12 protein-coding genes and 1 pseudogene are annotated in these 12,503 nt (G+C 38.0%); 5 read left to right on the plus strand and 8 right to left on the minus strand.

The genetic code is table 11. The features are described 5' to 3' along the window. Positions 1-103 precede the first annotated feature (103 nt). From mobC to VK159_RS18975, 3 genes are read right to left on the minus strand one after another with little or no spacing between them, the layout of a single operon-like run. A complete protein-coding gene (gene mobC / locus VK159_RS18965; RefSeq protein WP_324231745.1) occupies positions 104-2,068 on the minus strand; it encodes a conjugal transfer protein MobC in 1,965 nt (654 codons plus the stop codon). A 17-nt stretch (positions 2,069-2,085) separates the two neighbouring features. After that, a complete protein-coding gene (locus VK159_RS18970; protein ID WP_324231746.1) occupies positions 2,086-3,357 on the minus strand; it encodes a relaxase/mobilization nuclease domain-containing protein in 1,272 nt (423 codons plus the stop codon). Further along, positions 3,342-3,737, minus strand: a complete 396-nt coding sequence (locus tag VK159_RS18975) for a plasmid mobilization protein (RefSeq protein ID WP_324231747.1) — start codon at positions 3,735-3,737, stop codon at positions 3,342-3,344. The genes VK159_RS18970 and VK159_RS18975 overlap by 16 nt, the downstream gene beginning before the upstream one ends. Before the next feature lie 270 nt (positions 3,738-4,007). Between VK159_RS18975 and VK159_RS18980 the strand changes: the two genes are divergently transcribed. Continuing rightward, positions 4,008-4,295, plus strand: coding sequence for a hypothetical protein (locus VK159_RS18980; protein WP_324231748.1), 288 nt, complete (start codon positions 4,008-4,010; stop codon positions 4,293-4,295). 9 nt (positions 4,296-4,304) lie between these two features. On the opposite strand, the gene VK159_RS18985 is transcribed toward VK159_RS18980, so the two are convergent. The 5 genes and pseudogenes from VK159_RS18985 to VK159_RS19005 all read right to left on the minus strand — a co-directional run bounded on the left by VK159_RS18985 (position 4,305) and on the right by VK159_RS19005 (position 8,286). Next, complete coding sequence (locus tag VK159_RS18985; protein WP_324231749.1) at positions 4,305-4,775, minus strand: JAB domain-containing protein; 471 nt, start codon at positions 4,773-4,775, stop codon at positions 4,305-4,307. Between the two features lie 314 nt (positions 4,776-5,089). Further along, a pseudogene (locus VK159_RS18990) lies at positions 5,090-6,124 on the minus strand (DUF932 domain-containing protein). A gap of 66 nt (positions 6,125-6,190) precedes the next feature. Beyond that, complete coding sequence (locus tag VK159_RS18995; RefSeq protein ID WP_324231750.1) at positions 6,191-6,565, minus strand: single-stranded DNA-binding protein; 375 nt, start codon at positions 6,563-6,565, stop codon at positions 6,191-6,193. 848 nt (positions 6,566-7,413) lie between these two features. Next, positions 7,414-7,770: an STM3941 family protein gene (locus VK159_RS19000; RefSeq protein WP_324231751.1), complete on the minus strand. Its 357-nt coding sequence runs from the start codon at positions 7,768-7,770 to the stop codon at positions 7,414-7,416. Positions 7,771-7,899: 129 nt separating this feature from the next. After that, positions 7,900-8,286, minus strand: coding sequence for a DUF932 domain-containing protein (locus tag VK159_RS19005; protein WP_324231752.1), 387 nt, complete (start codon positions 8,284-8,286; stop codon positions 7,900-7,902). A 491-nt stretch (positions 8,287-8,777) separates the two neighbouring features. Here VK159_RS19005 and VK159_RS19010 point away from each other — a divergent pair, with 491 nt between their 5' ends. The 4 genes from VK159_RS19010 (at position 8,778) to VK159_RS19025 (ending at position 12,269) form a co-directional block, all read left to right on the plus strand. After that, entirely contained in the window at positions 8,778-9,692 is a 915-nt protein-coding gene (locus tag VK159_RS19010; protein WP_324231753.1) for a GlxA family transcriptional regulator, read from the plus strand. 86 nt (positions 9,693-9,778) lie between these two features. Beyond that, entirely contained in the window at positions 9,779-10,438 is a 660-nt protein-coding gene (locus VK159_RS19015) for a DUF1326 domain-containing protein (protein WP_324231754.1), read from the plus strand. Between the two features lie 113 nt (positions 10,439-10,551). Further along, positions 10,552-11,772, plus strand: coding sequence for an alpha/beta hydrolase-fold protein (locus VK159_RS19020; RefSeq protein ID WP_324231755.1), 1,221 nt, complete (start codon positions 10,552-10,554; stop codon positions 11,770-11,772). Positions 11,773-11,921: 149 nt separating this feature from the next. Next, positions 11,922-12,269 (plus strand): hypothetical protein, encoded by a 348-nt coding sequence (locus VK159_RS19025; RefSeq protein WP_324231756.1) that lies wholly within the window; start codon positions 11,922-11,924, stop codon positions 12,267-12,269. The last annotated feature ends 234 nt before the right edge of the window (positions 12,270-12,503 follow it).

Below are 12,503 nucleotides of genomic sequence, written 5' to 3' on the forward strand. Positions count from 1 at the left end.
TTTATATTAAAATTCTAATTGCCTCCATTTTCAATTCAAAATTGCTAAATATGGCACAACCTGCTCAATTGCAAACGGCCAACCCACTTTGCATCAGATCAGTTTAAGTTTTCACATGCACATTTTTCAGTTTTTCCACCTCCTCTCCAATCATCTTTTTGACTTCCATCTTCACTTGATAAAAATTATCCATTACCTGCTGCTGTGTCACGTTATAAATAACAGGTATGTTTTTGTAAGCAGTTGCCTCCGCATTTAACTTTCCTGCATCGTTGATAATCTCTGCATGAAACATTTTCAGCTTAATTTTCTCATCAGGGTTATCAGCAACTAACCCTACAAACTCTCCAGAAGACAATGCAGCGATCTTGGATGCGGGTATTGCTGCTTCCAACTGTTTTGAATGACTGATGGATGTATCTGTACGATTGATTGAAACACTTTGCCTGTCCTGCATAATTTTTCCAAAGCGTTCACTTAACAGTTTTGAGGTCTCTCCCATCACCTGTCCGCTGATGATATTACCTGTAATGTTGACAATCACATCTGCCTGTTCACGTCCATAATCTTTTTTGAGCTGACTGAAATCCTGCATGGCCAGTGTGGTTGCCACTTTGTTACTTCGTGCTGTTGCAATGAGACTGTCAATGTTATTAAAATAGATCGTCGGAAACTCATCAAACACCAGACTGCATTTATGCATTCCTTTTTTGTTAACCTGTCGCACAAGTCTTGAAACATACAACGATAAAACTGCACCATAGATCTGTTGTTTCTCAGGATTATTACCAACACAAACAATTTTCGGATTCATGGGATTGTTGATGTCGAGTGTAAAATCATTCCCACTTAATACCCAATATAACTGTGGTGATGCGAGTCTTGCCATACCAATTTTAGCAGAAGCCACCTGCCCTTCGAGTTGTTCCATTGCATCGTTCTGATAAGCAGTAATGAAGGGGTTAACTAATACTTCAATCTCCGGTTGTGTGTTCAGCACAGGGAATAATTCATCGTATTCCGACTGCATCAGTTCAATCACGTGTGGCAGTGTACAGTATTTTCCATTGGCATATTTTCGAAGGAACCAGATGATGGCTGTGACAAAATTGATTGGTGACTCTACAAAGAAGTCTCCTTGCTTATTGATCCATTCACGATTGAGTCCCAACAAAATTGTACGTGCACTTTCGGTGGCATCGGTAATATCATTCATGGTGGAAGGATCAAGCGGATTACAACGATGTGATACGGAGAGATTATCAAAATTGATCACATAGAACCAAGGCTCTATCGCATAACGATGTTTGTTTTGAAGCAGCCAGTTGTAAACAATTCTACTCAGGTCATCGTACTTAAAATCATAGACAAACATGGCAAAGCCCTTTTCAATATGCTGTTTGATCACATGCTGGATCACAAACCAGCTCTTACCTGCACCGGGGCTGCCGATCACAAGCAGCCCCCGAAATGGATTAATAATATTGACCCAGCTCTTCCGCAGCTTTCCTTTGAGATTATAAACAGCAGGCAGGTTAATGGAAAACTCGTTGGTCAGTAAGCGTTCTTCCTGCGGGAAGGTTTCATTGAGGGAGTTGAACACATCATCGGTTAGGTTCAGTTTGATCAAACGGCTGAGTAAATTACCACCCGCAAGGATCAATAAAAATCCAATACCGGTAACCAGCATATACACGACTGCAATTGTTTCAATTTCATCATTTAGTTTTAATAACCAACTGCTTCCGAAAAACAACATCAACCCGATCAGCAAATAAGCAGCGATGGTTCGTTTGTTAATCTTCTCCTCTTTTTTGCCTTGTGATCCCAACAAAGAAATCAGCAGCAATCCAAGTGCAATCAATTTTGATTTCAACAAGCCATCAAACAAACCCGTCCCGCTGATGTTTTTCAGTAGCCTATCTGTGATGGTACTGGTGATTTCCCATTGCACAAATGCCTGGTAACAGAAATAATAAAAATGCAGCAGCAAAATAAAGATGCCTGCAAACCTTGTGAGGTCGATTATTTTGCGCAATCCCTGTTCGTTTTCTCCCGTAACTGACATAGATTATTTTTTATAGGTTATGCATCCGGGTTCTTCCGTTTTTTCTTTCGCTTCTTTTTCAGCAGTGAGTATGGCGTGTTCCCAGATTGTTGGTCAGGCGTAATTAGGATGTTAAGCAAATTGTCCTTTGATGGAAATATTGTGACTGACTTTTCCTGGCTTTTGCCCATTCGTATTTCTTCGCCTGATGTTTTACTGTTATCAACATCAATCGTTTTTTCTGCATTTTTAACTGATGGGGTTGCAAGTTTCGATTGAATAGCTGCAACACTATATCCTTTTCCCAATTCACTACCATTAAACACACATTTATTCTGGTTATCGACGAACGTAATTCCATACAACCTGCCTTCCGCATTCTGACGAAGTAAGGTGTAGATGTTTTTTTGTCTTAATAATTCCGTTAATTGATGGACTGTTGACGGAGACTGTGCAAGACATTCCACCAGCTTTGCTTTTACAAATGGTTTTAAGGATTCCTTTGCTGCTTCATTTGCCTTGATTTTTTTTCCCAGGTTATCCAGTGTTGGTTTACACCCAATTGAACTTGCTTTGATGGGCACACCTGTTTTATTTCCGCTTGCATCCAATACACGGTAAATAAGCCCCCGGTTTTTGTAGATCCTTCCCTCCTCTTTTCCACGGTCAGCAACAACATTAAATTGTTTGAGTGCTGCATTAAATTCCGGAAGAGAACAAAATTTATAATTGTTGAATACTGCTGCGACAACGTTTGCGATACCACGATGGATTTCTGATTTTCCGTAGATCACTTTAACTGCATCAAGAGGTTTGATTGGAAGACTTCTTAAATGTTGCTGACGTTCTGCCCGCACCAGTCCATAAGTTGCTTCAATTTCCTTTCTTGCCTTTTCGGATTGATTCCTGCCGATATTGTGCGTGTTAATTCTACTGCCATCTGCTTTGATCGTTGTACTCACAATATGAATATGCGGATGGCCTGCATCTTCGTGTTTGTATACCAGATAAGGTTGCCCGCCAAAACCGATCTTGTGCATATAATCTGCAGCGATCTGCAATAGTTTATTTTCATGGTGATTTTCCGATGGATCGAAGTTGAGTGAAACATGCAGTGTCTTAGTCATTGCCCTTTCATTCAAACTGTTCCGTTGTTCAAAACCTGCGAGCTTCTGATAGAAATTTATTTCACCGGATTCCTGTAAATAATTCACAGCCTGCAAACAAACAGCACTACCCTTCTGCACTTTTTTTTCATTGTAGTTCAGTGCAGCTTCTATACTTCGTGGTATGGTTATTTTTGCAACCATTGTTCGTAGAGTTGATTCATCCGATTTTTGATTTCATCTACTTTGTAGATTAATCGTTTTTGCAGACCATCATACTGCTGTATCCAATCCCTGAACTCAGGTATCCTGTCAAGGATATGTAGTTTGTGCACTGCCTGGTTAAAATTGTTGCCGATTGCGTTGAGTTCTTTTTTCAGGTTCAGCATATCCATCAGAAAATCATCCGCACTTTCATTACGGTACTTGACAGTAACAGGTTTTTGCAATGCAACTTTCCGCAGGTAACTGCCGGTGTTTTTTTCTGTGGTTTGCTTTCTGCATTTTTCCAGCAGTTTGTACTCCTGCTCATTCATTCTGACCACCACCATTTTTCTTCTCACCTCTTCTTCACGTTTCTTCATGGTTTTAAGTTTTCTGTTTCAATTCCCCGAAGCGACTCCGGAGCGAAGGGCAAGATGACCCAAACGTATAACGTTTGTACATCTTGCCATGTGCAAGACCGGGCACATTACTTCCTTCGGTAATCTTAGATTTTTGAATGCTGATCCTTCAATTAAAAAAGGCATCTGCACACTCACCATCAACAGCTTCATGACCGCAAATCCGATGCTGTTTATAAGTTTTGCCGGACTGATATTTGGTCATCTGCATAAAAGAATTATTATTGTCCAATGAGGGATCAATTGAAGACTGCTCTTGGCAAACAAGTCGTACTGGATGACGGAAGGAAATTCCAGTATGTAATCTACATGGTTGAAGTTATGAATGCATTGGGTGCAGTAGCAGCAGTTTTGAAAGAATATTTAATTACCAGTGAGGATGGTAGTTCTTATAAATCATACAAAACAAAAGAGGGAAACTGGTACGATCTTGATGTGCAAAATAACCCTCCTGAGCAAATTATTTTGCAGCGGTTAAAAAGAGCGATTGACGCCCAGGTCAACGAGGTTTCTGAATAAAAAAAGGGACTATAAAAGCCCCTCATCTGCAAAGCTGTAATATGCTTCGCTGGTTAGAATAATATGATCCAGCACGGAGATATCATGATAAGCAGCCGCTTCTTTTATTTTGCGTGTCAGTTGCTCATCCGCACGGCTTGGAGTAAGGTTTCCGCTTGGATGGTTATGACATAAAACGATTGCAACGGACAAGGATTTAAGCGCTGCTGCCAATATCAATCTCGGGTCGGCAACTGTACCGGTAATACCTCCTGATGATACTTCATACACACCAATAATTCTGTTTCCCCTGTTTAATAAAAGCACTTTAAATTCTTCGAGCATATCCATTTTATTTGCATCCCATAACTGACGCATGATCTCATAAATATCCTTTGAAGAATTTATTTTGGGTCGTTCGGAAGCCTTTATTTTTGTTTTGTACACAAGCTCCACTTCGGCCACTTTTGTCCAGTCCGGTAATTGCAATGTTTGTTCCATGACATTCATTTTAGAATTGAAAAAATTAATGATGGAACCAGCTCCGTCTTTTAGCGACAAAGACCATGAAGCAACGGAATAAATCAATTCTCAAAGAATAACAGCGCAGCTTTGTTTATGCCGGAATTTCATGGTCGCCACGGAGCTAAAAGGCGAACTTTGTGCAGGCATGAATGAAGAAAAACAACTGTACTGATTTTAACTTTATACGACAATAAACGCCAAGCTGCACCGCCATTTTGCAAACTCGTATGGAATAATGCGGGACAGCTTTTTTAAAAGAAAAAGGGGCACTTTGCGTGCCCCTGATTTGATTAATTCAGCAGATTAACAGATGCTCCTTTTGCAAAATCAGTACACAACTGAAAAGTTTTCTGTGCTCTTAGTTGTGCTGTGCCACCATACAACAAGGATTTCATTTTTGCTTCATTGTCTTTGTAATTCCTGACGTTTTGAAAATAACCTGTGATAGCATTGTACGCACCAAATACGGTACCTTTTGCAGTATCGAGTTGTTGCGACGGGCTGCACATATTTTATTGGTACACATCATCACAGATATTTTTGAAACTTGTACTTAATTCATCGAGTTCGCCCTTCTGAATGTTCTGCAAGACTTCCTTGTTGGGAACCATTGCGAGTTGTATCAATTGTTGCACTTCTTTATCCGTGATACGAACCTTTGCCCACTGGTTGAATATTCCTTCCAGTTGTACAGAAAGCTGGTTCGAAATACCCATCACTTTATGTGCTTCTTCCAACCTTTCTTTTGCATTGGCTGTATGGCGGATTTTAATGGAATTACTACAGTTTCTGAGTGCTGCGTTCAACGTATTATTGCAAACGATACGAATGGGTGTAAATGCTGCCATGATACTGCCGAACCCGTCATGCGAAGTAGTGAGAAATAAATACTTTTCAATTAAGTCATCGCTACCTACTTTGATATAGCCGGGCAGCTTCGCTGTTATAAAAATCTTTTCACCTTTACCAAGTGCGCCTGCTGTTTCGTATTGAATACCATCCCCCTCTACAATTGCATCAAAAAAACGAAACGCATCTGTATTCTGTACTACTTCATAATCCTTACCTAAACGATCACCAAGTATTGCAGCTGTATCGGGGCGATAGGTGTAAAAGGATGTTTTAGAAACTACCTCAGAACCATCATCTAACCTGTGTGTATTTGGTCGTTTACAAACTTCAAAATCAAGTCCTGCAAACTGCAATGCTTCTGTGCTGTTGGGATAGTCCTGCACAATTTGCCCCAATCCATGCCATGCTTTTTCTTTTACGCTGAAAAAACTGTGCTTTCCCGTCTGTTCGTTAAGATGAATATTGTGTGCCATTGTTATAATTGTTTAAGATGTAAAAAAGAAAGGCAGCACAACACAAAGCATCATGCTGCCCTATTTCTAAAATGGTAAATCATCTGTTGTTTCTTTCACAGCTGCATCTGCTGCTGAGGTTTCTGTACGAGATGAACTTCCGTGAAGTTTCAGGACATTGACATGAAAGTTTAATCTGGCTTTTGCTTCGCCATCTTTGCCAGCGTATGCGTCTGCGCCGATGCGTCCGTAGCATTCCACCAATGTTCCTTTGGTGAGATAGGCAGCTACTCCCGGATTGATCCAGTAAGAGCAGTTGATGTAGGTCACAAACCGTTTCACTTCATCCGTTCCTTTTGCTTTGTAAGTGTCATTAATTGCAATGGAAAAGTTCACCACTTTTTTCCCTGCCTTTGTTTCATTAACTGTTGCGTCTGCGGTCATCCTTCCGATAATTTCCATAACATGAAATTTTATCCCGTTAGTTATCGGGAGTTAAAAAATGATTGTTAAATGAATTCGGCTTCGCCTCATTCATGTACCCATAGCGACCAGGCATTAGGACTGCGTAGGAGGAACAAGGTTTTTCAAATAAAATACGACCACATTAAAGGAGCGTCATGAAAGAAAACAGGTGGAGATTTTTTTGAAAACCGCAGGCGATTGAGTTAAATAAATGATAGTGGAAACAGACCTTGTTCCGCACAGAGCAGGCCAATAAATTTGCGGAAGGGTTGATTGAATGAAGAGCGCTATTTAAAATTCAGTATATAAAAATCTTTGATTGCTGTTGACAAGGAACCCAGTCATCGGCAATCACAAGTATCATTGTCCATAGGAGCTCGCCCAGTCTAGTTGCAGGAAGCAGCAAGAAATAAAACGGGCGTGCTGCAAGGTTTCACAAAAGACCATTTGATAAATTATAGAGCATAACCGATTTTTTGCAACTTGTATTATAAAAAATAATACAATTCACAAACCAGGAAGCTAATGAAAAAGTACATGCGATGATTCAAAATGATTTTGGTTAACGATTTTAGCAGCTTTAATCTTTCGCCTTTGCTTTCCATACAGATTTCATGTTAAATGCTGTACTATTTATAAATTATTTGCATCGCATTAATACTCTTGTTCTTTGTTCTCTATTTTTTGATAACGCTTTTCCATTATTATGCTGTACAAAGTATTAATATCGGTATCTAGTAAACTTACCAGTATGTGAACCGGAGTACCTGATCTTTTATAATTCAACCGCATGGCTATTCTTTTGATGAGCAATTTTTGCCTGTCAATAAACTGGTCAGGCTTTTTTACCATAATAAGGAAAAAAAATTTGCACCTGAATAGGAACGACTTATCTTCTTTATTTCAGTCCAGGTTATAAACCCTGCAGAAATAGCAGATGAGTAATCGTATAATCCTTTGTCAGTAATGACAAGTCCAGCTTTATTTTTTATTGCTTTTGGTAAAAGGATTAGGAGGAGAAGTCCAAAAAACGAGGTACTTACAACACCTAGAAACAATAAAAATAGTCGTAAAAAAAACTGATTCTTTGCCATTAAACCAATGTAAATAAAAAAAACTCCAGCACACACAAATGCAAGTGCGCCAAATGTATATATTAACAACTTACCCCTGTTAAATAGAATTTTAATATCCGGCTTCATTATCCCAAATTACAGAAATTTAGAGTTATCAAAAAAGGTATTACAGTTAACAACATCATCCGATATATTAAGGGACAGTTTCTAAAAAGGATAGGGGCATGTCTCTATCCCCCTATTCGACCCATCAGTTCAACAAACTGATCCTCTCTCCTTTTGCAAAATCTGTATACAACTAAAATGTTTTCTTCGCTCGTAAATATGCTGTACCGCCATGCAAAAAGGTCTTGAGTTTTGCTTCCCATCTTTGTAAGTACGAACATTTTGAAAACAACCTGTGATTGCATTGTAAGCAAAAAACGCTGTTCCTTTTGTTAATTCCAGTTGTTGCGAAGGGTTACTCATATTATATGCATATACATCCTGACAGATGTTTTTAAAACAGGAACTTAATTCATCCAATTCTACTTTCTGAATATTCTGTAATACTTTTTTATTAGGAACAATTCCAAGTTGAATCAAATTGCTGTATTTCGGTATCTGTTGAACTAACCCTCGACCATTGGTTAAGGATGCCATCCTTTTGTACTTTTGAAAAAAACTTTTCGCCCTTACCGAGTGATCCAGCTATTTCGTATCGGATAACATCTCCATCAACAATGGCATCAAAAAACGGAAGAATGCAGTATCAATATTTTTATCAATTGTACTAATTATCTGCCCATTCTCTGCCTGAACCTCTAATAAATAGATGTATTCACAGAGGCCTGAATCCAAATTGACAACAATATTAAAAATACCAGCAAAGACTAGCTCAAAAATTAACATATGTTAAGAAATACTTACTGCTCGTTTAATCTATTCTTTTTTACAATAGTTTTAATCCGTAAAATAAAAGATAAGATTTTAGCATTACTTTAAAACTGTTTTACTGAATGATATTGGAACTATTTCGTTCAGAACCGCCTACCAAATAAAACGTAGTATGTCCCTTTTTAACCTTGTCCGTTTGTGACGCCTTATTGTCCTTTCAAGTTGAAAAAAAGTATCGTTATTTTTGCTACAGCAATATGAAAAAAATAGCCTTTATCATCCCTCCTTCAGTTGAGCTATTAGACCTTGCGGGCCCCATGCAGGTTTTTACCGAAGCTAAATTTTACGGGTTCAATGTTCATCTTGAGTTCTACTCTTTCGGACAAAAGATCAAAAGCTCTGCAGGATTGCCTTTTGGAGAAATTTATCATTACAAAAAAGTAAAATTACAATCAGGGGATTTGATCCTGATCCCCGGTGCAAATTTCGAAAGCTTAAATAAACAACTGGAAAAGGAGAAACATTTTTTCAAATGGCTGGCAGATTATGCTGAAAAGGAAGTAACCATTTGTTCCGTATGTAATGCAGCATTTATGTTGGGGGAAGCTGGGTTATTGAAAAACAAAGAATGCACCACCCACTGGCGGAGGGCAGAAGCTTTACAAAAACGCTTCCCGGATGCAAAGGTTTTAGAAGATGTACTTTTTGTAAAAAGTGATAACATTTACACCAGTGCAGGCATCAGTGCAGGCATCGATCTAGCACTGGCCATACTGGAAGAATGGACAAGCCCCTATTTTGTAAATAAAATAGCCCGTGGCCTTGTAGTGTATCACCGAAGGAGTCATAAACATGCTCAACAACACATTTACCTCGATTACCGCAACCATGTAAATCCGAAGATTCATCAGGTGCAGGATTTCATTATCGAAAATATTGCCAGCGATCTATCGATTAAAAAACTAGCTGAATTAGTAAATACAAGCCCCCGAAACCTAAGCAGAATTTTTAAAGACGCTACAGAATTAACGATCAAAGAATATCAAACCAAAATCCGCTTAGAGAAAGCGAATACACTAAAAAACAACCCGGAATATACTGTTGACCGTATCGCCTCTGAATGCGGTTTTAAATCGGCAAGACAATTACAAAGAATTCTAAAAACACATTGAAACTATCAGCACACAGAGATCGTCCATAAACAGATCAGTCAAAGCTCTAAACATAAAATTAAAATAACATCACAGCATAGTAACAAATGAAAACATCTAGATTATTCTTCGCAATCGTATCTGCAATAAGCTGCTTAACGCTTTTTTTTATTGTTAGTGCATTTCAGCTTAATACAGCAAAACCAAAATGGACAATCAAGGCCTCCTATTATGAAAGCTGCAGCTGTAATGCACCATGCCCCTGCCCTTTTGGGTTGCCAATGACAAATTCCTACTGTAAACTGAATGCCTATATTGTGATTCATAAAGGATCATTTAATAATACAGATTTGAAGGGGACAAAACTGATCATGAGCGGATCAGCCGGGAAATGGGGTGCATACTATTTCGCTGAAGAAACAACCAATGAACAAAAGCGCTCCATGGAACAAATTCTAGCAATTGTTAATCCGGGAGGATTTGACACCATCCTTGCAAGCAAACATACCAAAATAGACTTTGAAGATAAAAACGACAGAATCCATTTCTCGGCACCGAATATAAAAGTTGACATGAGCATTGTGAAAGGAAATAATGACAGACCTGTTATGATTCACAATTTAAAGGGCAAACTATTCCAGGGCTATATCCCTTGTTTTTCAGATATCAATATCAGATCATGCCAGGACAAGGAATATGATTTCTCATTTGAAAAAAAAGCCGGATTTACTTCTATATGGAATTTGAATCACAATGACTTTAAATAAACATGAGTATTCCAAAGCTACAAGAAAAGATTGCAGAAAAGCTACTTAGCACCGCTGTAATTGAAAAATTTAAGAACTAAAAAGTGAAATTAAATAATCCAACTATTAAACAAATGAAATTGAGTAAAACAATGCACAACGTATTCACCTTTTTTCTCCTGATGTTCTTCTGTTGTAAAATTGAGGCTTCCATTGCGGGTGGTAGTGACAGCTTACTAATGATTGGTCATCAATACCAAATACACTCAAAGATTCTGAATGAAAACAGGAAGTATTCTGTCTATCTGCCAACATCATACAAGAGTAATCCTTCAAAGAAATATATCGTAGCTTATGTGCTGGATGGTGACAGAACAAAGCTTTTTGAAGTATCTGGTATTGCACAGTCCATGCATTCAGCTTTTCATCTCAAATTACAAATTCCGGAATTGATTATCGTTACGATCGAAAACACAGACCGAACAAGAGATTTTTCACCAACTAACTCCTTAAACTATCTGGATCGTGAAGACATGGCAGTCTTTAAAAACAGTGGAAAAGCAAATAATTTCATGCATTTCATTGAAAAAGAATTGATGCCGCAAATCAATCTTACTTTCAGAACAGTACCGCAAAATATGATTATCGGACATTCTCTGGGCGGTTTATTTGCTTTACATTGCTTTTTGGAAAATCCGAATCTGTTTACCTATTATTTACTGATAGATCCTTCCTGGTTTTGGGATCATAATTATATCGGGAAACGAGGTAAAGAAATTTTAAGTAAAAAAACAGACCTGAAAGCCCGTATTTTCATTGGATTAGCCAACAATCTACAGGATGACAAAAGGCATTATCAATGGGGACTTGAGTTTTACAACCTGCTAAAGGAAAATAAATCACCTGATCTGAAAACAGATTTCAGATACTTTGAAGATGAAAAACATTTGACAGTAACAATTCCAGCTACCTACTTTGGCTTACGCTCTATCTTTCAGCCCTATGAAATAAACATCAATGATGCAACGATGGATCCGGCTATATTGTCAGGATACAGTGAAAAACTCAAAAAAGAATTGTTTCTGGATGAAAAGCCAGACGAACGGTTTATAAATACGATCGGCTATGTGGCACTGCATGAGAGACAATTACCAGATGTTGCCATTTCAATATTTCAAGTCAATACAAAAAACTATCCGGAATCTCTGAATGTGTGGGACAGCCTGGCAGATGCCTATATTGCGAAAGGTGATATTGAAAAAGCAAAAGGGTGCTATAAAATAATTCTTCAACTCTCGCCTACCAACAGCAATGCGAAGAAGAAATTAGAAGAGTTGACAAAAAATAGAAACTGACTACGGATAATTCGTATTGACCGAAGAACATAATGGGCATTTACATTTTGAATTCAGTTGGATCTTTTCCATATGAGAATGCCTTTTTATTCTAATTATTTAATTTCTATTGTCTTGGTTACTAATAATCATCTGAAATCAACAAGATTATGAAGATACTCATTACAATACTTGGACTTCTTAATGGCATTTACATGTTCATCGATGGCATTCATGTATATCTGAAAGGCAAATATATTGGCCCCCAAAAGCCTGGACCATGGGCAGAAATATTCTACAAACTGAATATTGATGTTTTTAAACTCGGTTGGCTATTTCTTCTTTTTGGTTTGCTTTGGTTTACCTGGCTCTTTGGATTGGGCACTAATAAGGAATGGGCTTACGTTTATGGCATAACCATAAGTATTTTAACACTTTGGTATTTACCCTTCGGCTCTATATTTTCTATAATTATTCTTGCACTTCTATTTTTCATGAGGCAAAAAATCGGAGTTTAAAGCAAAGCCTGAGCAGAATCAGAAACAATATTACCAATAATCAGCAATTGTAAACAAAAAGTTATTGAGAGATTTACGAAACTTTTGAATTACAAAAATTGCAAAAAATTAACACATGCCTTCCTATTACAAGCCAGTACGGATTGTATCCGATTTTAATCATTAAATTCTCTCCGTGAACAAATTACTGTCCAAAAAAATTAGCCAATTGTAGTTCGGAACTTACTTCACATA

This window comes from Lacibacter sp., assembly GCF_035299325.1.
Classification (GTDB): domain Bacteria; phylum Bacteroidota; class Bacteroidia; order Chitinophagales; family Chitinophagaceae; genus Lacibacter.

What these genes read in the sequence shown, in the direction of transcription:
- mobC (WP_324231745.1), bottom strand. Translation starts at nt 2,068, where the DNA reads ATGTCAGTTACGGGAGAAAACGAACAGGGATTGCGCAAAATAATCGAC.
- VK159_RS18970 (WP_324231746.1), bottom strand. Translation starts at nt 3,357, where the DNA reads ATGGTTGCAAAAATAACCATACCACGAAGTATAGAAGCTGCACTGAAC.
- VK159_RS18975 (WP_324231747.1), bottom strand. Translation starts at nt 3,737, where the DNA reads ATGAAGAAACGTGAAGAAGAGGTGAGAAGAAAAATGGTGGTGGTCAGA.
- VK159_RS18980 (WP_324231748.1), top strand. Translation starts at nt 4,008, where the DNA reads ATGAGGGATCAATTGAAGACTGCTCTTGGCAAACAAGTCGTACTGGAT.
- VK159_RS18985 (WP_324231749.1), bottom strand. Translation starts at nt 4,775, where the DNA reads ATGGAACAAACATTGCAATTACCGGACTGGACAAAAGTGGCCGAAGTG.
- VK159_RS18995 (WP_324231750.1), bottom strand. Translation starts at nt 6,565, where the DNA reads ATGGAAATTATCGGAAGGATGACCGCAGACGCAACAGTTAATGAAACA.
- VK159_RS19000 (WP_324231751.1), bottom strand. Translation starts at nt 7,770, where the DNA reads ATGAAGCCGGATATTAAAATTCTATTTAACAGGGGTAAGTTGTTAATA.
- VK159_RS19005 (WP_324231752.1), bottom strand. Translation starts at nt 8,286, where the DNA reads ATGGCATCCTTAACCAATGGTCGAGGGTTAGTTCAACAGATACCGAAA.
- VK159_RS19010 (WP_324231753.1), top strand. Translation starts at nt 8,778, where the DNA reads ATGAAAAAAATAGCCTTTATCATCCCTCCTTCAGTTGAGCTATTAGAC.
- VK159_RS19015 (WP_324231754.1), top strand. Translation starts at nt 9,779, where the DNA reads ATGAAAACATCTAGATTATTCTTCGCAATCGTATCTGCAATAAGCTGC.
- VK159_RS19020 (WP_324231755.1), top strand. Translation starts at nt 10,552, where the DNA reads ATGAAATTGAGTAAAACAATGCACAACGTATTCACCTTTTTTCTCCTG.
- VK159_RS19025 (WP_324231756.1), top strand. Translation starts at nt 11,922, where the DNA reads ATGAAGATACTCATTACAATACTTGGACTTCTTAATGGCATTTACATG.